Source organism: Limosilactobacillus pulli (genome assembly GCF_947381555.1).
GTDB classification, from domain to species: Bacteria; Bacillota; Bacilli; order Lactobacillales; family Lactobacillaceae; genus Limosilactobacillus; species Limosilactobacillus pulli.
The window spans coordinates 1-21,818 of sequence record NZ_CANCWQ010000019.1; the positions used below are offsets into that span (position 1 = coordinate 1).

General features: G+C 46.0%; 20 protein-coding genes and 1 tRNA gene. 13 read left to right on the top strand and 8 right to left on the bottom strand.

Annotated features, from left to right (window positions below; all coding sequences use genetic code 11):
* The first annotated feature begins 166 nt into the window (after positions 1-166).
* Complete coding sequence (locus tag QOS03_RS06470; protein ID WP_169462510.1) at positions 167-940, top strand: (S)-acetoin forming diacetyl reductase; 774 nt, start codon at positions 167-169, stop codon at positions 938-940.
* A 55-nt stretch (positions 941-995) separates the two neighbouring features.
* Here the strand turns inward: QOS03_RS06470 and QOS03_RS06475 are convergent, their stop codons facing one another.
* Complete coding sequence (locus tag QOS03_RS06475; protein ID WP_283575784.1) at positions 996-1,496, bottom strand: methylated-DNA--[protein]-cysteine S-methyltransferase; 501 nt, start codon at positions 1,494-1,496, stop codon at positions 996-998.
* Positions 1,497-1,766: 270 nt separating this feature from the next.
* Between QOS03_RS06475 and asnB the strand changes: the two genes are divergently transcribed.
* The gene (gene asnB / locus QOS03_RS06480) at positions 1,767-3,353 is read left to right on the top strand and encodes an asparagine synthase B (RefSeq protein ID WP_283575785.1); all 1,587 of its coding nucleotides are present in this window, start codon (positions 1,767-1,769) and stop codon (positions 3,351-3,353) included.
* Between the two features lie 456 nt (positions 3,354-3,809).
* On the opposite strand, the gene QOS03_RS06485 is transcribed toward asnB, so the two are convergent.
* From QOS03_RS06485 to QOS03_RS06495, 3 genes are all read right to left on the bottom strand, one after another.
* A complete protein-coding gene (locus QOS03_RS06485; RefSeq protein ID WP_283575786.1) occupies positions 3,810-5,009 on the bottom strand; it encodes an MFS transporter in 1,200 nt (399 codons plus the stop codon).
* Positions 5,010-5,012: 3 nt separating this feature from the next.
* Positions 5,013-5,255 (bottom strand): hypothetical protein, encoded by a 243-nt coding sequence (locus QOS03_RS06490; protein ID WP_283575787.1) that lies wholly within the window; start codon positions 5,253-5,255, stop codon positions 5,013-5,015.
* Between the two features lie 346 nt (positions 5,256-5,601).
* Positions 5,602-5,961 carry a HesB/YadR/YfhF family protein gene (locus QOS03_RS06495; RefSeq protein WP_169462505.1) on the bottom strand — a complete coding sequence of 120 codons (360 nt, stop codon included), beginning with the start codon at positions 5,959-5,961 and terminating at the stop codon, positions 5,602-5,604.
* A 301-nt stretch (positions 5,962-6,262) separates the two neighbouring features.
* Here QOS03_RS06495 and QOS03_RS06500 point away from each other — a divergent pair, with 301 nt between their 5' ends.
* Together QOS03_RS06500 and QOS03_RS06505 are read left to right on the top strand one after the other, a co-directional pair.
* The gene (locus QOS03_RS06500; protein ID WP_283575788.1) at positions 6,263-7,786 is read left to right on the top strand and encodes a glutamate--cysteine ligase; all 1,524 of its coding nucleotides are present in this window, start codon (positions 6,263-6,265) and stop codon (positions 7,784-7,786) included.
* Between the two features lie 81 nt (positions 7,787-7,867).
* Positions 7,868-8,785 (top strand): lactate/malate family dehydrogenase, encoded by a 918-nt coding sequence (locus QOS03_RS06505; RefSeq protein WP_283575789.1) that lies wholly within the window; start codon positions 7,868-7,870, stop codon positions 8,783-8,785.
* 62 nt (positions 8,786-8,847) lie between these two features.
* Here the strand turns inward: QOS03_RS06505 and QOS03_RS06510 are convergent, their stop codons facing one another.
* Positions 8,848-9,417 (bottom strand): LOG family protein, encoded by a 570-nt coding sequence (locus QOS03_RS06510; protein WP_283575790.1) that lies wholly within the window; start codon positions 9,415-9,417, stop codon positions 8,848-8,850.
* A 327-nt stretch (positions 9,418-9,744) separates the two neighbouring features.
* On the bottom strand, positions 9,745-10,110 hold the full coding sequence (locus tag QOS03_RS06515; protein ID WP_283575791.1) for a DUF4828 domain-containing protein: 366 nt from the start codon (positions 10,108-10,110) through the stop codon (positions 9,745-9,747).
* Between the two features lie 158 nt (positions 10,111-10,268).
* Here QOS03_RS06515 and QOS03_RS06520 point away from each other — a divergent pair, with 158 nt between their 5' ends.
* From QOS03_RS06520 to QOS03_RS06530, 3 genes are all read left to right on the top strand, one after another.
* A complete protein-coding gene (locus tag QOS03_RS06520; protein WP_283575792.1) occupies positions 10,269-11,279 on the top strand; it encodes a Gfo/Idh/MocA family protein in 1,011 nt (336 codons plus the stop codon).
* A gap of 34 nt (positions 11,280-11,313) precedes the next feature.
* On the top strand, positions 11,314-12,639 hold the full coding sequence (locus QOS03_RS06525; RefSeq protein ID WP_283575793.1) for a DEAD/DEAH box helicase: 1,326 nt from the start codon (positions 11,314-11,316) through the stop codon (positions 12,637-12,639).
* Between the two features lie 204 nt (positions 12,640-12,843).
* Positions 12,844-12,916, top strand: a tRNA-Arg gene (locus QOS03_RS06530).
* A gap of 274 nt (positions 12,917-13,190) precedes the next feature.
* Here QOS03_RS06530 and QOS03_RS06535 read toward each other — a convergent pair.
* Together QOS03_RS06535 and QOS03_RS06540 are read right to left on the bottom strand one after the other, a co-directional pair.
* Complete coding sequence (locus tag QOS03_RS06535) at positions 13,191-13,625, bottom strand: GtrA family protein (protein ID WP_283575794.1); 435 nt, start codon at positions 13,623-13,625, stop codon at positions 13,191-13,193.
* Positions 13,625-14,077 (bottom strand): flavodoxin, encoded by a 453-nt coding sequence (locus tag QOS03_RS06540; protein ID WP_283575795.1) that lies wholly within the window; start codon positions 14,075-14,077, stop codon positions 13,625-13,627. The genes QOS03_RS06535 and QOS03_RS06540 overlap by 1 nt, the downstream gene beginning before the upstream one ends.
* Positions 14,078-14,207: 130 nt before the next feature.
* Here QOS03_RS06540 and map point away from each other — a divergent pair, with 130 nt between their 5' ends.
* From map to QOS03_RS06570, 6 genes are all read left to right on the top strand, one after another.
* Positions 14,208-15,065 (top strand): type I methionyl aminopeptidase, encoded by an 858-nt coding sequence (gene map / locus QOS03_RS06545; RefSeq protein ID WP_283575796.1) that lies wholly within the window; start codon positions 14,208-14,210, stop codon positions 15,063-15,065.
* Between the two features lie 89 nt (positions 15,066-15,154).
* Positions 15,155-18,124 carry an LTA synthase family protein gene (locus tag QOS03_RS06550; RefSeq protein WP_283575797.1) on the top strand — a complete coding sequence of 990 codons (2,970 nt, stop codon included), beginning with the start codon at positions 15,155-15,157 and terminating at the stop codon, positions 18,122-18,124.
* 154 nt (positions 18,125-18,278) lie between these two features.
* Positions 18,279-19,232 (top strand): YihY/virulence factor BrkB family protein, encoded by a 954-nt coding sequence (locus QOS03_RS06555; RefSeq protein WP_283575798.1) that lies wholly within the window; start codon positions 18,279-18,281, stop codon positions 19,230-19,232.
* Positions 19,233-19,282: 50 nt separating this feature from the next.
* On the top strand, positions 19,283-20,083 hold the full coding sequence (recX, locus tag QOS03_RS06560) for a recombination regulator RecX (RefSeq protein ID WP_283575799.1): 801 nt from the start codon (positions 19,283-19,285) through the stop codon (positions 20,081-20,083).
* A gap of 118 nt (positions 20,084-20,201) precedes the next feature.
* Positions 20,202-20,885 (top strand): sugar transferase, encoded by a 684-nt coding sequence (locus tag QOS03_RS06565; RefSeq protein WP_408612080.1) that lies wholly within the window; start codon positions 20,202-20,204, stop codon positions 20,883-20,885.
* Positions 20,886-20,902: 17 nt separating this feature from the next.
* Positions 20,903-21,673 (top strand): DUF4422 domain-containing protein, encoded by a 771-nt coding sequence (locus tag QOS03_RS06570; protein ID WP_283575800.1) that lies wholly within the window; start codon positions 20,903-20,905, stop codon positions 21,671-21,673.
* Positions 21,674-21,818: the final 145 nt, after the last annotated feature.

The following is a 21,818-nucleotide window of genomic DNA, read 5'->3' on the forward strand; positions in this document are numbered from 1 at the left end:
GTTTAGCAACACCATTAAAGACCTTTATGGGTTTTTCTGTCCACTTAAATGTTCAACTTAAATTTTACAATCTGCCATTAGCAAAATTAATTTACTTTTTAGCGGAGTTAGTTTAGAATAATCACAACAGTTTGATAGTAAATTCACAATCTTTAGGAGGCAATCAATTATGGCAAAAGTTGCATTAGTTACCGGTGCAGGTCAAGGGATTGGTAAGGCAATCGCTGAACGTTTGGCCAAGGATGGTTTCTCAGTTGTTGTAGTTGCTCGTCACATGGACGCACTACAAAAGGTAGTTGAAGGCATCAAGGCAAACGGTGGTGAAGCTTTCGCTGTTACGGCTGACGTTTCCAAGCGTGATGAAGTTTTTGCAGCCGTTGACCAAGCCGTTGAACATTATGGCGACTTCAACGTGATGGTTAACAATGCCGGTGTTGCACCAACGACGCCAATTGACACGGTAACGCCAGAAGATCTGCAAAATGTTTACAGCATCAACGTTGGTGGTACGATCTGGGGCGTTCAGGCTGCCCATGCTGCCTTCAAGAAGCTTGGTCACCCAGGTAAGATCATCAACGCTACCTCACAAGCCGGTGTCGTTGGTAACCCTAACCTGACCGTTTACTCCAGCTCCAAGTTTGCCATCCGTGGTATCACGCAGGTTACGGCACGTGAACTGGCTGAAGAAGGCACGACGGTCAACGCATACGCTCCTGGGATTGTTAAGACCCCAATGATGATGGACATTGCTCACCAAGTTGGTAAGAATGCCGGTAAGAGCGATGAATGGGGTATGCAGACGTTTGCTAAAGATATTGCTCTGAAGCGTCTGTCTGAACCAGAAGACGTTGCTAATGCTGTTGCCTTCCTGGCAGGTCCAGACTCTGACTACATTACTGGTCAAACGCTGGAAGTCGATGGCGGTATGCAATTCCACTAAAATTAAAGCTAAAGTCAAAAAGATCTCATCGAATGTCGGTGAGATCTTTTCTGTTTCAGAAGTCGATACCCTCTAATCGTAACAGAGCCAGCTTGCGCTCAGTACCGCCAGCATAACCGGTCAGACTGCCATTGCTGCCAATAACGCGATGGCAGGGGATCAAAATCAGAATTGGATTATGAGCGACGGCGCCACCGACTGCCCGCGCGGCTCCCGGTGCTATTTTTTGATGAGGAGCGGCTTGTTGGGCCAGTTCTTGATAGGTGATGGTGCTCCCAATAGGAATCGTCAGCAATGTATTTAGAATGCGCTGCTGATAAGGCGTGGTTTCCAAGGCCAGCGGAATCTCACGCGGGTCGGGAGCCTGCTTGGCAAAATACCGATCAAGCCAGGCAGCCGTATGTTTAGTAATCGAATTTTGCGCAGTGGCAATCTCATCCAGCGTGAAGCCGGCACCGAAATGTTTTTGGCCGTTAAACCAAAGACCATGCAAAGCTTTGTCACTTGCTAGCATGGTCATGGTACCTAATGGGGAATGATATTGGTATTTAATCATAGTAGACCAAGCCTTTCGAAATTGATATCTGCAGCCATGAGATTATGGATATTTATAAATTTTTGATGAAAGCGATTTTTACATCGATTAAATAAAGAAAGTAACGTTGGGCTTAATGATTTTTAATGATGAGTGTCAAAAAACAATTAAATATTAAGTTCCTACCTACGGGAAACACGGCATCCTTAAAATTAGAAGTTTATTAAAATTGAACTGTGCGATATACTATATTTTAATATTTAATATTTTAAGAGGAAAGAGGAGAACGAGATGTGTGGATTTTTAGCCGCTGGTTCCAGTGAGTTTGCACCCAAGGCTTTTGCGGACGCCTTGGCCAAGTTGAACGATCGTGGACCTGATATGACTCGGACGATTTCAATGGATGATAAGGTCTTTGGCTTTAATCGCCTGGCCATCATGGACTTGTCAGAGCGCGGAATGCAACCGTTTGTAAATGATGACTGTATCTTAGTTTGCAACGGTGAAATATACAACTATTATGCATTAGAAAAGAACTTAGCTCCCGAGTACGAGTTTGTCAGCAACAGTGACTGTGAAGTTTTGATTCCACTCTACAAAAAATATGGTCTGGATACAATGTGCAAGATGCTGGACGCGGAATTTGCCTTTGTCTTGTACGACCAAACTACTAAGCGCGTAGTTGCCGCCCGTGATCCAGTCGGCATTCGACCAATGTTTTATGGCTATACCAAAGGCGAGCATAAGATGTCGTTTGCCTCAACTGCCAAGGTGCTGATGGATCTTTGCGATGAGATCTATCCTTTCCCGCCTGGCTACTATTATGATGGCGAAAAGTTCGTCTGCTACCATGATGCTACGACGGTTCAGATGATGCGGACCGATGATTTTGCCACGGCATCCAGCACTCTACGCGAAAAACTGGTCGAAGCCGTGCGCAAGCGCCTAAACTCGGATGCGCCAGTTGGCTACCTGCTGTCTGGGGGCTTGGACTCATCCTTGGTCTGCTCGATTGCTACCAAGCTGTTAGGCAAGCCGATTCAGACCTTTGCAATTGGGATGGACCGCAACCCGATCGACCTCAAGTACGCGCGGGAGGTTGCCGATTATCTGGGAACTGATCATACCGAATTTATCATGACGCGCGAAGACGTGCTCAACGCTTTGCATGAGGTCATCTACCAGCTGGAAACCTGGGACATTACGACGATTCGGGCTTCAATCGGGATGTATCTGCTCTGCAAAAAGATTCATGAAAACACTGATTTGAAGGTGATTTTGACCGGTGAATGTTCTGATGAGCTGTTTGGCTACAAATACACGGACTTTGCTCCCAACGCAGAAGAATTCCAAAAAGAATCATTGAAGCGGGTACACGAGCTGTACATGTACGATGTTTTGCGGGCGGACCGCTGCATTTCTTCCAACTCATTGGAAGGCCGGGTACCATTTGCCGACCTGGACTTTGTCGAATACGCGCTGTCAACTGATCCAGAACTGAAGATGAACCACTATCACAAGGGCAAGTATCTGTTGCGGCAAGCGTTTGCTGGGCAAGGATATTTGCCAGATGACATCATCATGCGGGAAAAGGCGGCTTTTAGCGATGCGGTTGGTCACTCATTGGTTGATGACTTGAAGGACTACGCTGAAACGCGCTACACGGATGAAGACGTGGCCAACGCCAAGGAAAAGTATCCATACTGCACGCCGTTTACCAAGGAGTCATTGATGTATCGTGATATTTTTGAGGAATATTTCCCGGGAAAAGCAAAATGGATCAAAGACTTCTGGATGCCAAACAAGGAATGGGAGAACTGTGACGTTGACGATCCAAGCGCACGAGTACTCAAAAACTATGGTGCCAGTGGTGAATAAGGCGACTCGTCGTCATAATAATTAATCGATAATTGATAAAAGCGTCATCTCAGACGAGGCTTGTCATAACAGCCTTGGATCTTGAGGTGGCGCTTTTGGTTTGCGGTCATGGTTCTGTCTGGACGGGTTTGGAAAATTTAGCTACTGAAGAATTTGGCTCTTGCTAAAATTAAGATTGTTAAACAGCAGCCGCATCTCTACCGGTATGAAATCAGAGACTTTAGCTGCCAGCTGTTGAGAACTCGTCTGCATCTCCTCTTGAACAAGCATGATAAATAATTGCGAGCGTTAGACATCTTAGAAACGATAGTCATAGGTTTATGGTGTCAATCAACTGTTAGGGTCTCTTGCATCCAACCAAGCTCTCATCATCAATTTATTCAAAAATAAAACAGCACTCGATCAGACTTTCGATGTCTAAGTCTAGTGCTGTTTGCATTTGCGGCTGCCTATCGATCAGAATTGCTGCTTATCTTGGTTAAGCAGCTCAAATGAATGCTTTTCCTTACCAATTTGTTTCCAGATATCAATGATCAAAACGTCCATAATTAAGGCGCCAATGATAAACAAGACATGTGAATACTTGGTCCCAATGGCAGTCTGAACGACGGTACTTTGATGAGGCAGCTGAGCAGCAGTGATTGCCAGAATCGTGGAGACACAGGCCGTGCCGATTGAGCCGGCATACTGCTGAAGGGTACTGAACAGGGCGTTGCCATCACCAATCAGCTGTGGCTGTAAGTGCTGCAGTCCATATGTCATGACGTTATTGAATAAGAAACCAAAGCCGACCATATAGACCGCGTAAAAGATCGTCAGCGACCACATTGAGAGCTGACCACTAAAAACATACATCAAGATTACGGCCAGATTAGTAAACAGCGTGCCAAAGATTAGGGGCTTTTTGATTCCCGATTGATCCAACAGGCGGCCAGTCAGTGGCAAAAGGACAGCTGAGATCAATGCTCCCAGCAAGAGCATCAGGCCAGCGACAAAAGAATTCTGATGCAGCGTCAACTGCGCGCAGTTTGGCAAAAGGAACGTCATGCCGATTTGAATGAACTGAACCATAAAATACAGCAATAAGCATGGCAGATAGATTGGATCAGCAAAAACATTGGTGTTGACCAAGGGATGCTCGCGATGTGAGGTCAAGTAGCCAAAAGCAATCAGGGCGATCAAGGCTATAAGGACATTCCCATAAAAAGCGGGAGAGCCAAAACCACTGGTACCGGCATTGTTTAGCCCCATTTCCAAGCAGATAAAGCCAACTGCAACTAAGATGTACTGCAGCAATTGGAACCTAATCTTGATTGGCTTGCTCAGTTGTTGAATATTCGCCATGCCGATCAGACCAAAGATAATACCGATTGATAAAACGATCCAAAAAATTACGCGCCAGTTGATAAACTGCGTGACCAAACCGCCATATGTTGGTCCCAAAGAAGGCGCCAGGCCAATTACCATGCCTCCCAGCCCGGCATAGGTACCTTGCAGTTCAAACGGAATTTGCTGCATGATGACAAAGAATAATAATGGCATCGCAATCCCGGTGCTGACTCCCTGAATTAATCTACCCAGTAACAATAGCCATAATTGTGGGGCCATGGCGCAAAACAGTCCACCAATGACAAAACACAGCGTTGAAAAAATCACCAGTTACCGCAATTTGAAACGCCGCTGTAAAAAAGCTGCCAACACAACCGTTAGTGCGACGGTCAAAAGATAGCCGGTCGCGACCCACTGCACGGCGTTAAGACCTTGATGGAAGTCACGCATTAAAGTTGGAAACGTAACGTTCATTGAGGTTTCTACCAAAACGCCACAAAAGGCGAGGCCAGCAGTACCAATGATTGACAGGTTGGTTTTTCTGCTGACCCGTTGTTCGTTCGTTTGCTCCATAAAAATCAAATTCCCCTTTCTCAAAAAAAACTGACACTGGGAAGGCAAGAATGCTTTTCCTAGTGTCAGTTTGACTTACGGATATACAAGCGAAAGTTATATCTTAGCTATACCACTTTCAAAAGTTTTTCGTAAATTAAAAATCATGATAATTAGTGCTCAGATTGGTCATGTGTCTTGTCTGAGCAGGTTATGAGGTGGGGTGGCAAATAACCTAAAATTGCATAGACGCATTGATCGGATCATGGATTGCAAACATTGTGGGGCAATTTAAAACAGCCATGCCAAGACGAGTTAGGACGCCTCATCTTACCAAAGTATGCCCGGATGTTTCTGATACTTTTGCTTAAACGTGCTGGGAGGCTCCGGTTGTTGCATCCAGCTTTGAGCCATCATTCGGCGTAAAGTGCATCAGTGGGCCATCAATCTGCGCGTCATAGTCGATAGCGACATCCAGACCATTAAAGAACCAGTAGTCAAAAGCTTGAATATAGTAGTGAATACCATCAATCACCTGGTCGACTACCGGATCAACGGGACGATCGCAGCGACCAATTCCTTGCGAGAATCCTTGATGGGCGTTGGTTTCACCATATCCTTTACCAAATAGCTTAATACCGTTGCCAGGGTGCAGATGCATTTCAGTGCGGAACCATTCGCTGGCTTGAGGGGTCATGGTAATTTTAGTTAATTTCTTTTCCGTCATATGAAAGCGCCTTCTTTGAAATGTTTGCTTCTAGCCTAACATGATCAAGCAGATTTGTCGCTTCAACTGCCTGATAAATTTCGTATTCGCCAGCAAATTGAATATATAAGATTTAATTTACGATAATGACCCCATTTTATTAAAGTTTTGCTAAAATAGACTGTTGAAGAAACAACCACCGAGATCTGCATTCCTGAAAAGGCGGCTGGTCTTTTTTGGTTGCTCGCAATTAATGACGAAGGCGAGCAGCTGATGTCTTAGATAATTATGCGTCTAGGCATTGGTTGAAGGGGGAAGAATTATGGCTGAAAAACGAGCCGAACTATTAGAACTGCTGAGCGAGGGTCCATTAAATGAGCGGATGTTTAATGCCAGCTTCGGTCTGCGTCTGGAAGAGCACCGCATTTTGACCAATGGACGGGCCAGTCGCTACGAGTACCCAAAGAATCTCAGCTCACGTAAGACAAATCCATATCTTGCGAGTGGCTTTTCCGATAATATGATGGAATTTATCACGCCAATCACCAGAGGAAGCAAGGCGACTTGTCAGCAACTAAGGGTTTTAGAACAAATCGTCGACAGCCAGATGCATGAAGATGAACGCATTTGGCCCTTGAGCCTGGCACCGGCTCCTGAGTATCAGCATGATCTGGAATTTGTTGGCAACAACTACTCACAGCCCTGGAATAAGGAATACACCAACTATCTGCGCGAAAAGTATGGCATCAAGCGGATGATGCTGGGAGGCGCGCACATTGGCTTTAACCTGGATCAAGAGCTGTTGGATACGCTGTATGAGCAGATTTTTAAGGATGATTTTACCAGTCAGGCCGCTTTCCAAAATACGGTCTACTTTAAGATGGCCCAATGCTTCTGTCTGTGGCGGTGGCTGTTTACGTATCTGTACGGTGCCAGCCCAGTTTCTGAAGCCGTAGAACACGACATGCCAGAGCATATTCAATTGCCAGTCCGGAGTTTTCGCAACAGCACTTATGGCTACGACAATCTACCAGCTGAGCGGCCAAGCTATGTAAGTCTGGATGGCTTTGTTGATCAAATCTCCAAATATCTGGAAGATGGTACCTACTATGGCCCACAAGAGTTCTTTGGCCCGGTTCGGCTACATGGTAAACATGACGATGACAGCTTGCGTCAAATCGTAAAGGACGGCATTCAGTTCATCAGTTTCCGCTCGTTTGACCTGGATCCGTTTGCCAAGGGCGGCATCAGTGAGGATACGCTGAACTTCTTAGAGCTGTTTATGCTCTACACGTTGGTTTCGCCAATGCCAGAAAATCTTAGCGAAAAGATGCAGCAGGCTATTGAGCGCAATAACGAGGTTGCTTTGCAGGCACCAGATGAGCAGACTGACTGGATGCGTGAGGAAGCCATGAATCTGATTGAAAAACTGGGCGAGTTTTGTGAACAGTTCCATGCCCCGCGCGAATACAAATTAGCACTGAGCTTTGTTAAGCGGCGCGTGGAGGACCCAACGCTGACGATCGGTGGTCAGGTGGCTGAAAAACTGGCCAAGGGCGATCTGCTGAGCTTTGGTCTAAAGATTGCCAACGACCGCTACACCAGTTTCGTGCGTTCAACGCATCCACTACAGGCACTGGCCAGTCAGTATTCCGACAGCGTGCAAAAATTAATTAAGATTGCGATCATGAATGGTGTGCACGTTGAATTTGGCGATCCATTAAAGCTGCGGGTTGGTGAGCGAATTGAGACCTTTGAGGCACAGGCCGACTTGGATCTGTCGCGTGGTGCTCAGGACTATTTGTTAAACATGTTCCCAGAATTAGAAGGAACCACGAATGAATAATCAAAAGACGCGCCTTGAGTTGAGACGCGCCTTTTATTTTAGGATCGACTTTAAAAATGAAAATAGAAAGGACGATGCAGTTTGCGGAAAATCGGGATTATCGGTTTGGGTAACGTTGGCGCATTGCTGGCTAATCTGTTGGTGGCTCAACAAGCAGCTGATGAATTGGTGTTAATCGACAGTGATGCTGATCTGGCCCTGGGGCTGCAAAATGATCTGCTGGATGGCATGCAGTCGCTTTCCGTCCAGCCCAATATCAAAATCCAAGACTATGCAGCACTTAAGGATGCGGATGCCATCGTTTTGGCAATTGGCAAAGCAGAACTATTAAAAGAGCAGCGGTTTGCCGAATTGACTTTTGTAGGGGAGACGATGTGCCAAATTGCACCCCAGATCAAGCAAAGCGGCTTTGACGGGATTTTGCTTAATCTAGCCAATCCCAACGAGGTAACCACGGCTTATCTGCAGTATTTAACCGCGCTGCCCAAAAACAAGGTAATCGGGATGGGAACGGTACTGGATACTGCACGGCTGCAGCGCGCCATTGCCGATCAGGTTCAAGTTGCATCCAGTGCGGTAGCCGGCTGGGTTTATGGTCAACATGATGGCGAGGCCGTGCCAATCTGGTCAACGTTTACGATTAATGGTCAGCCATTGGAAAAACCGGTGCTGGGACACAAGATTGATCCACATGAAAGTGAGATCCAAGCCAAGCTTAACGGCTGGTATGCTATCAAAGGCCAGGGTCAAGATGTCAGCGGCATGGCTTTATGGGCAATGCGAATTTTACGGGCCATATTGACTGATGAACGCGTCAGTTTGCCGGTTGCATTATATCAGCCACAGTACCAAAGCTATCTGAGTTTTGCTGCCCAAATAGGACGCCAAGGGGTTGGTAACTATACGCTTTTACCATTGCGGCCATTGGAAGCAGACCAGCTTAAAGTTGCTGCCAAAAACATTCAAGATCAGTTGAATATCTTATTAGAAGCTGAATAAATCCAGGCAAGCAGTGATGTTTGTAAGAACCAATTAATATAATATAATCTCCCTTATTTACTTTAACGATATTGTCGACGGGCCGGGGCGTGATAATGACTCATGAATTTCATTAGATCATCAAATGAATAGGCAAAATGAATCGCGTCTAGATACGACTGCTCTAAGAACCCGGTGTCATGCATCCGCCGCAGCATGTTGCGCAATGGGTCATAAAAGCCATTGACGTTGTATAGGGCAGTAGGCTTGGCATTATCACCCAAAGACATCCATGAAAAGGCCTCGCTGATTTCTTCTAATGTACCAATCCCGCCTGGCAGTGCCACCAGACCGTCTGCCAGATTCATCATTAAGTCTTTTCGCACATCCATGTTGGAAACGATTTTGAGATCTTCAATGCGAGCCAGTGCGGTTTGACGTTCATACAGCTGACGGGTGATTACGCCATGAACCGTCCCGCCGTTATCGAGTACGGCATTGGCAATTACGCCCATAGTGCCGTACTTGCCACCGCCATAAACCAGCTCGATACCATTTTCGGCCATCTTCTTGCCAAACGCAGCGGCATTTTCTTGATAGATTGGGTCATTGCCGAGATGGGCACTACAATAAATGGCTAAACTCTTAATCATTGGATCGCTTCTTTCATTATGAATTATGTTAACTTTGCCGACTGCTTTGAATCGGTTTGCGTTTATTATAGCCTGCTTTGCAGTTGGGGTGGGATCAGATGCATTATCAATCAAGCATTCAGGATTGGGCTAGTACGGCCAATCAAGGCACCCATTCATCGCTAACGGAAGTGGTTTGCAAAAGCAAATAAAAAACGGCGTCCGTCGCGGAACGTCGTGAATGAGGGCCTAATTGTAAGTAAATCAGCGATGTGGATCGCAAGCTATGGTTGGATTAGCCATATAAATTAAAATATTTAAGAATTGCAAATCCAAGCTATATTTAAATTATTGCACAGGTTGAATGTAGTAGACCTGGTCATCAGCTTCATCAATCAGCTTAGCAGGGCGCTGTTCATTGGCTTGAATGGTGATGTGATAGCCAAACTTGTCTAAGTAAACGAGCTGTTCAGTGCTGACCTGCTGAACGGTTGCCGGGATCAGCTGGTTGTCGATGCCGAGCTTGAGTTCTGGTGAGATCGTGATGATGTGGGAACGGTCGCGCTCTTCATCGTAATATTTCCAGGTACCGGCATAGAAAACTGGCAAGGCCGCGACGGGATGCTTTTGTTTATTAGATAGGCTGAAACCAAACGAACTGGTGATTCCAGCCATTAGTCCCGCACCGAAAAGCAACATTCCTTTTTTCTTCATTCTGCTCAATCCCCTTCAATTTAACTTGATTTTTCATTTGATCATAGATTTACAATTTTTATTATACACAGCTTTGTGTTATAGAAAGATTTCATTTCTGTTAAAAACCGGAAATAATTGTTAGAATAAAACGTAGCAATTGTAAAGGAGTGATCGAATTGCTAAAACTGGGGATTATTGGAACCAACATTATTACTGATCAAATGCTTGACGCGGCTAAGACCACGGGCAAGTACGAACTGACGGCAGTCTACTCACGAACGAAGGAACATGCTGAAAAGTTCGGTAAGCCATATGGAGCTACGCAGTTTTTTGACAGTCTGGAGAATTTCTTTGATGAAGGTGACTTTGACGTGGTCTACGTTGCCTCACCAAACAGTCTTCACTATGAACAGGTTCGCTTAGCAATTGAAAATGACAAATTCGTAATCGTTGAAAAGCCAGCCTTTGTCAATCCAAACGAATTTGAAGGCATTGAATCGCTGCTGGCGGCTCACCCAAAGTCTCGCGTCGTTGAGGCTGCCCGCCACATTCACACGGGCCTTTTCCATGCGGCGGAAGAACAGCTCAAGCAGATGCCGGTTATTCAAGGTGCCAATATTACGGTAATGAAGTATTCTTCGCGCTATGACAAGGTAATTGCCGGCGACAAGCCATATCCAAACATCTTCACGGCTGGATTTGCTGGTGGGGCATTGATGGATCTGGGCGTTTATGCCGTTTATGGTGCCGTTACTCTGTTTGGCGTTCCGGACAGTGTCGTGCTGTTCCCAACGATGGTCGCCAGTGGTGTTGATGGGATGGACACGGCCATTTTGAAATATGATAAGTTTGCCGTTACGCTGAACTTTGGTAAGACCGCCAACTCGCACCTGGTTTCTGAAGTTTATGGTCTCAAGGATACACTGGTCTTTGACTCAATCTTTGATACGACCAAAGTAACCTACTTTGACAGCGAAAAGCAGGCCCACCCACTGGAAGCCAAGTACTATGAAAACTCAATGGTTGATGAGATGAATGACTTTGCTGACCTGTTCAATGATCCCGAAAATCCAGAACAGCAAGCTAAATACAAGCGTTGGTTCGATTTGGCACGCAATGTCAACACGGTAATGTATGACCTGCGTCGCTCGGCTGAACTGACTTTCCCGTCTGACGACAATCGCTAGACGTTAACTGACAAATTTAAAGGATGGATATCTGTTGATCGAACAATTTCAACAACTTTTTGATGAAAAAGGTTTCCAGCAGCTAACGCAGATTCAGACTGCGGTTGCTGAAACATTGGCTTCTGGAAAATCAGTCTTAGGAATTGCGCCAACTGGTTCTGGCAAGACGCTGGCATTTGCCTGGCCACTCTTGCCTAAAGTTGAGCCTGGTGCTGGCGTGCAGATTTTGGTGCTGGAGCCATCACAAGAACTGGCGATTCAAACGGCTACGGTCATGCGCGAATGGGCCAATTTGATTGGGGTTAAGGTACGCTCTTTGACTGGGGGTGCCAACCTCAGACGACAAGTAGCAATGCTTAAAAAACAGCATCCCGATGTCGTCGTCGGAACGCCTGGTCGTGTGCTGCATATGCTGGACAATCGTGATCTGAAGCTGGATCGGCTTAAGACATTGGTAATTGATGAGGCCGATGATCTTTTGCGTGATGATACGCAAGCCGTGGTCGAAGATATTGAACGCGCCACGCCACTAAACGCACAGCTGGCCTTCTTTTCGGCAACGAGTTCGGCTGCTTTTGATCAGCTCAGTGTCATGTTTGGCCGCGATATCATCACTTATGACGTTCGTGAAACGGATCAAAGCCGTGGACCGGTTCGGCATGGCTTGGTCTATGCACGAACGATGAGTCAAAAAACGGCGATGCTTAATCGTTTGAGTCACACCAAGGATTTTCGGGCACTGGTTTTCTTTGACAGTATCAAGACGCTGCACTATGCAGCCAGTCGCTTAAAGCATGAGCATGTCGCTTCGGCAACGCTGGGTGGCAAGCAGCGGCAAACGGAAAGAGAAACCGCACTGCGCCAGTTTCGTAAGCGCCAGTTGAAGTTGCTGTTGACTACCGATGTTGCGGCCCGAGGACTGGACATTCCCAAGCTGCCAGCCGTAGTTAATTTTGAGCTGCCAACCACTGTTGATCAATACGTGCACCGTACTGGTCGAACGGGGCGGCAGGGCGAACCTGGCTTAGTTATTAATCTGGGCAGTGATCATGATTTTCGTGATCTGAAAAAGCTGTTGGCCGATACCGATTATCAATTTACCGAATTGACGGTTGGTGAAAAAACAGTCACCGATGAAAAACCAACTGAAGGAACAGCAAAGATGCCAGTACGTAAGGAAGCCAGCCGTGCCATTCAAAAAGAGCAGCGTGAAAGCAAGCGAGAAGTTAAAAAGAGCGTTCACAATACCCTGGATGGCTTTTCGATGCCGGCCAAGCGCAAGAATCGCAAGAAGAATCGCAAAAACAAGGGAATTCGCCTCAAGCACCGTCGCATGGCGGAAAAACAATCTGATCAATAGTCTGCAGCTGGTCGAGATTGATTAAGCTGGCCAGGCTTTAGAGTCGAAGAAAGCGCGGGTCTGGCTGGCAGTTGCGGTTGCGCAGCGTTGTTTGACAGGGATGGCATTGTTTCAGCCATGCGGCGCGATTGATTCAGATTCAAATTAAAGAGATATTGTTGACTTTACGATTGACCATAAATGTGCGACAATATTTCTTGTTGCGGTCCCATAGCATAATTGGATAGTGCATCCGCCTCCTAAGCGGTCGATTCCGGTTCGAATCCGGATGGGATCATTATAATTTAACTTGATGCAGATTTTCAGCAAGTCGCCATCCTGAATTGGGTAGCGGCTTATTTTACGTTGACGACTTAAATTTTTCGCAAAAAGTTAGGAAACGATATCGGTAATTTTTGAAGCCTTATCTATATTTCCGTTAAATGTGTAATGGATGAGAAATTACGTTGCACATTGTAAATAAAAAAGCGTGATAGCAGATCTGGTAAAATCTGATATCACGCGATGCTGTTAGATTTAAGGATCGAATCTTAACTCCTGGTTGGCAGGGGCTAGCGATTGGCGATTTTGTCGTTGGTCTTAAAGATCAGCCACTTGGAGAAGATGTAGTTGGCAATCACGACGACGACATTGTCCAAGATCTTAACGACCAGCTTCTGAATTGCGGAGTCAAAGCCTAAAAGCGTTACCCCAACGTACATGAAGACAATATCAATTAAAAGCGTCAAGGCACGATAGAAGTAGAACTTGATGAACTCTACGATAAAAGCGCGAACCGTGGTATAGTGCGAGCCAAAGACCCAGACCTTGTTCGTTAAATAAGCAACCAGAACGGAAACAAACCAGGCGATAATATTGGCAAGCTGATAGTTCCAGTGAATGCCGGAACTGAGCCATTGGAACACACCGATATTGACGATGGTTGTCACCACGCCCCAAAACAGATAGGCAATGACGCTTTTGTATTTATTCCATAATTCAGCCATTAGTCTTGAGCTGCCTTTTCCACCAGCTGCTTGGCAAACGCGTCCAGCTTGGTGATGTCGTCTTGATCAGGCTCCAGGTTGATGTGAACGTTGTCAGCACCTTTAGTGGCACCAGTCTGTTCAAAGGCCTCGCCAAACTTGTCAACGGCCAGGCAGAAGAAGTCTTCATAAAAAGTATCGCCGGAGCCGGCCACGCCATAAACCTTGCCGCTCAGATCCTCTTCTTTTAAGTCATCAAAAAAGTCCAGACCTTCATCGGGCAGAGCGCCTTCGTCATAAGTGTATGGGCAGACTACGCAGATGTTGACGTCTTCAAAATCAGCCGCGTCGGCCATCGTCATTTCGGTTTCTTCAACTTCAACGCCTTGGTTTTCCAAAGCTTCGGTAATAATATCGGCAACGTCTTCATTATTGCCAGTAATCGTGGCATATACGACCAATGCTTTTGCCATTGTTTTTCCCTCCACGTAAATAGATTCGTAAATAAATTCGCAACGGATAGTATAACACAGAATTATTTTGGGACCTTGAGTGATATACTAAATAAGATATTAAAATTTATAAACTAAGGAGACTTTCTGAATGATTAGTTTAAAGTCACCACGCGAAATTGAAGCGATGGAAAAATCCGGTGCTGTTTTGGCCGGTATGCACATTGGGGTGCGTGAAATCATTCGGCCCGGCATTTCCAGCTGGGTAATTGAAGAATTTGCCCGCGAATACTTCAAAAAGGCCCACGCCATTGCCGCTCAGATCGGCTTTGAAGGTTACAAGTATGCTACCTGCATCAGCGTTAACGATGAAATCTGCCATGGTTTCCCCCGCAAGAAGCTGATCTTTAAGGATAATGATCTGGTTAAGGTCGACACGGTCGTTAACCTGGATGGCGCCTACAGCGATTCTTGCTGGTCATACGTAGTCGGCAAGGCCAGTGATGAGGTTAAGCGCTTGATGGACGTTACTTACAAGTCATTGTACCTGGGAATTGATCAATGCAAGGTCGGCAACCGGATTGGTGATATTGGTGCGGCTATTCAACACTACACCGAAGATGAAAATGGCTATGGCGACGTGCGCGAGTTTGTTGGCCACGGCATTGGACCAACGATGCACGAAGATCCAATGGTGCCACACTATGGCAAGGCCGGGCAAGGAACTCGGCTGCGCAATGGGATGACCATTACCGTCGAACCGATGATCAACACTGGTACCTGGGAAGCTGATACCAGTGATCCAAGCGGCTGGCTGGCCAAAACGGCAGATGGCGGTTTGAGCTGTCAATATGAACATACGCTGGTCGTTACCGACAAAGGGCCTAAGATTTTGACTTCCCAAGATCCAGAGGCCGATGCCGCCTACCTGTATGATGATAACTATACTGAATATTTGGCTCACTACGCAAAGCTGGCCAAGGAAGTTGCCAAAAAGTACATGAAATAGTCCATAAGATAATTTACGCGTTACTAAAGACGTGATGCCTTGGCTTACTGCTAAGCTCCACCACGTCTTTTATTTATGATGGGTGCAAGATGAGTAGAACGTTACGGAGAACTTTAGTTGGCTTAGCCAGTATTTTATTAGTGATGAATCTGTGGATGTGGGATGGGCGGCTGCCATTTGTCGGCTATCAGGAAAATAATACCCACATGATGCTTCTGCAGCTGATTCATGTTGTTTTGATCGTTAGTGAACTTTTGATTTTGATGCTGTTGGGCAAAATGATGGCGAGACTGCGGTTTTCTAAAGTCCGCGTCATCAGCAGCTGGCTGTTGATGGTAACGGTTGGCATACTGGCAGTCTTGTTAGATCTTTTTTGGAAGAAGAGCTTTCAATTCAGCAGTTTTTTGGATGCCGTGATGCCGATCACGCGCAATGCCATGCCGTTAGCGACCGCTTTTGTTTTAGGAGGGGTAGCCAGTCGCCGGCTGATTAACCTCAAGCCTAAGCAACGGCTAAGACTGACAGTGGCAATTCTGTTGATATTTTTAACCACAACGATTTATAATCGCGACCTCTGGGGATTAGGCAGCGGCAATACGATTTTAAGCACGCTGCTGATTTTATCGTTAGGCGTGCTGACAGCTGACTGGCGGCCGCAGTCAAAGCGCGGGCTGCTCTTGGCTGCTGGTGGTCTGTTGGCTGCAACCAGCGTGATGGCAATGATCATGCCTAAGATCTCAATCATGCTGCATAATGACATGTCGACGGCCAGCCGAATCGCCAGTTTAAACAACTTCTGTCTGATCATCGTGGCGCTGCTGCTGAATTTAGCTTTGAGCATGCCTGGACGCTTGGCTGATGAGTTTGAGGCAGTGGTCAGCGATCGGCATAATGAGGCATATTGGATTACCCTGGGAACGGTGGCGATTGCCCAACAGCCGCTGCTTGAACAGCATTTTATCGGTTTGGCGGCTGGACATTTTGAAAACCTGATTGTTAAAATGGGCCTCTTGCTGGCAACCGCGGCTATCGTTATCATCGCGGGTGTACTGCTGCGCTGGCTTGGCAAATGGCTGTTTGAACGAACCTGTTTGATGCGGCGCCTGAACAATTGGGTCACGAGTCTGCCAACCAGTCTTAGTCAATGCTGGCCATGGCTTAAGCAGTGGTGGCAGCGAAACTGGAGCACGGTCTTGTTATGGGGCAGCTGCTATGTTTTGGCACTGGCTTCATTATTATTGATGAACAGCAGCTGGCAGCTGGAACCTAATGCAGATGCTTCTTACAATACACTGCTGTACACATTGTTTGTCTGTCATAATATGGTCTTGCTGACGATGTTACTGTATGTCTTGATTGCAAAGACAATGCAGGCACTGTTTAATCGTTACTGGGTGGCGCTTGGCACGACAACTGCTTTGGTTGTGATTATGATCGTGGCCAACCGAATCAAGATTGCCGCGCGCAATGAACCGATTTTGCCATCTGAGGTCAGAATGGTTCAGGCTTATGGTAGTCTGTTTAAGATGGTCAAGGGCTGGATCTGGGTCGTGGCCGCAATCGTGGTGCTGCTTTTGATCATAGTTGTTGTTCGACTGGGAAAACGCTATCCGGTTGCCAAAATCAAGCTGCCGTCCAAAATCGGCTGGCTGGTCGTGACCGTGATGGCATTTGGCAGCAGTCTGTTTTGGAACAATCAAGGATCGGTAATTAATGCCGTTATGACCGGGATGGGCGATCAGGCAATGTTTTATAATCAATTGACCGGTGCCCGCATTAATGGCCCGTTGATTCAATTTATGAACAATCTGGACGTTAAGGTGATGAATGAGCCCAGCGGATATTCAAAGGCCAAGATGGCTGCGATCGCCAAGCGCTATCAAAAAGAGGCGCGGCGGATCAATCAAAACCGTAAAAACGATTTGGCCAAGCAAAACATTATCTTTAACTTAAGTGAGAGCTTTTCTGATCCGCGTCGCGTTCCCGGCATCAAGCTGGCTCATGATCCGATGCCTAATATTGAGCGACTGAAGAAAAACAACACCAGTGGCTTGATGATTAGTTCGGGCTATGGTGGTGGGACGGCCAATATGGAATACATGACCTTGACGGGCTTGGCGCTCTGCAATTTTTCGCCAACCCTGCCAACGCCTTATACCCAGTTAGTGCCGTTTCAGAATCAAGCCTGGTCGATCAACCAGCTGTTTAAAACGTCCGTGGCCATTCATCCATACGTCGGCGTATTCTACAGTCGGATTGCGGTCTATCAGAAGTTCGGCTTTGATCGGTTCATGTACCTGGGCAGCAAATATTCGATTAAGCATCAGTCTAAAATTGGCCGCAGTCAGTATCTTTCGGATGCGACCTCGTATGCCAATACGCTGGATCAGCTAAAGCGCGGTGGCAATGGCCTCTTTGTCAATCTTGTAACGATGCAGAATCATTTCCCTTATGATCAGCATTATTATGATGGCGCCGGCTATTATCATGCGAGTGCCAAAAATGGGACATCGACTGACCAGGTAGAGCAGTTTGCAATGGGCGTTCACTATACCGATCAAGCGGTAGCCAAGTTTATCAAGCAGATCGACCAATTGAATAAACCCGTTACGGTAGTCTTTTATGGTGATCATCTGCCCGGCATCTACCAAAACGACATGGCTAAGGATGGTTTAAAGATGCATGAGACGGACTACTTTATCTATTCCAATCGCGCGGCTAGAAAGCAAGGAGCCAAAAATCTGACCAAGAGTATCGGCTATGTCGTACCAAATGGCTTTATTGCCATGGTAGCGGCTCAGACCAACTCAAAGGTAACGCCTTATCTGGCATTGTTAACGGATGTCTGGCAAAAGCTGCCGGCTGCCGCAATGAATACCAGCCAAAGTACTACTAATACCTATAACTCATCGGCTCAGTTTATCAGCCAGCAGGGAAAAGTCATTGCAAAATCCAAGCTGACTAAAAAGCAGCGACAGCTTTGGCATGATTACCAGTTGGTTCAATACGATCTGACAACGGGTCATCAGTACTTGCTGAAAAACGGCATGATGAAATAGTTAGCCAATGCTCCGGCAACTGATGAACGCACGCTCCTCAATCACGAGGGGCGTTTTTATTTCGTGATATAATGTTTTCTGATATTGCATTGCCGCACCGCGTTGCTAATCTAATAAAATTAAAAACATTATTTCTGGACAAGGCAGGTTAACCATGGACAAAAAGCCGAATAAAATAAAAAATTTCGTGCTGCTTTTTATCAAGCACTTCACCATGGCACAGGTTTCAGCGTCAGCGGCAGTCCTGGCCTACTATACGCTGCTGTCGGTTTTTCCGGCAATCATCGTGGTCGGAAACCTGCTGCCAATGATGGGGCTGAATGCCAAAACCGTTTTGGACTATCTGCAGACGGCGATTCCGGAATCAGTATATGACTTTTTAAGGCCAATCATCTACGACTTCTTGCAGCATGGGAATGGCGGGACGCTGACTCTGGGTGCGATTGTGGCGTTATGGTCTACTAGTTTGGGAATCGCGGCCTTTCAGCGCAGCGTCAATCATGCCTATGGAATCGCGGAAAACCAAAATCCGATCATCAATCGCGCAGTCTCATTTCTTTGGATGCTGGTTATCTTATTGATCGTGACGACGCTGGTGATTTTATACGGGCTTGGCGAACAGACGCTGAACAGCCTGCAGCCGATCCTGGGTTTCAGTAGCAAATATGTTATGTTTTTTAGATCAATCAAGTGGCCAGTTACGTTCTGGGCGCTGTTCGTGCTCTTAACGCTGCTGTACTACTTTGTCCCAAATGCTTTGGTCAAGCTGCGCTACGTGATTCCAGGCGCTTTAATTGCGGATCTTTTGTGGATGGGACTTTCACGCGTCTTTTCTTATTACACGATGATCTTTGCTCATAACATAACGTCTTATAAAACAATTGGAGCGTTTATCGTGCTGATGATCTGGCTGGATCTGTCCGGCATGGTGATCATGATTGGCGCTACCATTAATGCTACGCTCCAGGATGCCCATGATGGCGAGATCAAAGAAAAAAAGCACTTATGGCAGTATGTACGCAAGATGAGGCATCGTGAATTCAACGATCGCTACCAATATGGTCAGCATCAGCTAGGATCTCCAAAAGATTCCGACAATCAAAAATAGTAACAAGATCTACTGTACTGAAGATATTATGCAAGGGAGTTTTTTAAGAAATGGAGAAAATTTCAAAAATTGAAGCGCAAAAACGTCCTGGTCGCTATAATATTTATCTTGATGGCAAATATGCTTTTTCCGTAGCCGAAAGCGTCTTGATCAAGTATCGGTTGATGAAGGGCATGGAGCTTGATCAATCACAGCTCAAGGCGATGACCAATGATGATGAGATTGCCAAGGCCTATAATAAGATGCTGGACTATCTGTCACATCAGCTGCGTACCGAACATGATGTTTATGAAAAGCTGCGCCAGCTCAAAACACCAGAAGAATATATTGAGCCAGTAATGCAAAAACTACGGGGACTGCATTTGTTGGATGATCATGAATACGCGGCTAGCTACGTGCGTACGGTGATGAATACGGAATTAAAGGGCCCACAAGTGATTCGCCAAAAGCTTAGGCAAAAGCAGATCGGCGAACTAGACATCGACAATGCACTGGCCCAGTTTACGTCGGCCTTACAGCAGGAAAATGCGACGAAACTGGCCAAAAAACTGTTCAAGCGCTACGCCAAGCTGCCAACGCGCCGTCAAGAAGAAAAGGTGCGCCAGGGGCTGATCACTAACGGTTATGCAGCGGGTTTGTTCAGTGAGATTAAGGACAGCGTAATGCCACAGCCGGATGAAGAACAGCAAGATGAGCTGCTGGCCAAAGAGGCTGCTAAGGCTTGGCGCCGCTATGAAAAACGGGCCACAACCGACTACGAGCGCCGGATCAAGGTCAAGCAGGCCCTGTATCGCAAGGGCTTTGATTTAGATGAGGCCGAGCACTGGTTAAATGAGCATACAAACGCATGAGTGTGGCAGTGGTTGTAAAATGTCTTTTTAAATTCATAATTTACTGGTATTATGTAGAAAGTATTGTTTTGAAAAGGAATTGCTTTCAAAAATATTAACTAGAGTTTCAAGTGATCTTATGCAAAATCAAATTGAAGAAACAGAGTCAACGGAAATTATGGAAAATAGTCAAATAAAAAAACAATCACTGACCTATCTTTTCTTTAAGCGGCTGACTGACATCATTTTGTCACTGCTCGCTTTGATTTGTTTTAGTCCAGTGTTTTTAGGTGTCTGGATTGCCAACCGGTTCGGTGACAACAAGGGACCATTGTTCTTTAAGCAAACGCGGATCGGCAAGAATGGCAAGCCGTTTAAGATGTACAAGTTCCGCTCAATGATCGTCAATGCCGATGAGCTTTTGCACTCTAATATTGAGCTTTATGAAAAGTACGTTGAAAACAACTATAAGCTAGAGCCTGACGAAGACCCTCGGATTACCAAGCTGGGACGTTGGCTAAGAAGAACCTCAATTGACGAGATTCCACAATTCATCAATATTTTAAAAGGCGACATGAGCATCGTGGGACCACGGCCAGTCGTTAAAGAAGAATTGAAGGAATACGGCGATCGCGTGGATAAGTTTCTCTCGGTCAAACCTGGTGCCATGGGATTATGGCAGGCTAGTGGCCGCAGCAACATCGGCTATCCAGAACGCTGTGATTTAGAGTTGAGCTATGTTGATAAGGCATCATATTGGTATGATGTGAGAATCATGTTTAAGAATATTATCAGCATCTTTAAAAATACAGGTGCTTACTGAGTCGGAGGGAAAGATTAGTGAACATTAAAGTCTTAGTAGCGGTGCACAAAAACTATGCGATGCCAAGTGATCCAATGTATCTGCCGGTGTTTGTCGGCAAGGATCTGCATCCAGACGTTAACGATACTTTCCAAGGCGACAATACTGGCGACAACATCTCTAAGAAGAACGCGCACTACAACGAACTGACCGCGCTTTACTGGGGTTGGAAGAACCTGCCGGATGTTGATGCATTGGGCTTGGTTCACTATCGTCGCTACTTCTCTTTGCATCATGACAAGGATTTAAGCCAGGTCTTGAGTACGGCTGAAGCAGAGAATCTGTTAAAGGATTATGACGTCATTTTGCCAAAGCAGCGCAACTACTTTATTGAAACCAATGAATCGCATTATCTGCACGTTCATGAGCATGAGCCACTGGAGGTAACACGTGAGGTAATCAACAAGAAGTACCCCGCCTATGCCAACTCGTTTGAGACCGTAATGAAGCGGACCAAGGCACACTACTTTAATATGATGATCATGAAAAAGCAGCCATTGGATGAATACTGTACCTGGCTATTTGACGTGCTGGGCGAAGTTGAAAAGCGAATCGACTATTCCAACTACTCGCCATATGAACAGCGCGTTTTTGGCTTCTTGAGTGAATTGCTTTTAGATACTTGGCTGGGCTGCCATCCAGAATATAAGACGGTTGACGTCAACTATGTCTTTATGGAAAAGCAAAACTGGCTGGTAAAGGGTGGCAAGTTCTTGAAGCGTAAAATTATGGGACATGGTGAACACTAATACTTTAATGTAGACTTTTGCTAAACCTATTGCAAAAGTCTTTTTTTGTAATAAAAGTAATATTGGGATTTATTTTTTCGTAAAGCGTTTCCATCGCTTTAGATTAGCCGATAGATAAATACTTATTTTTGAAATTAATAACAAT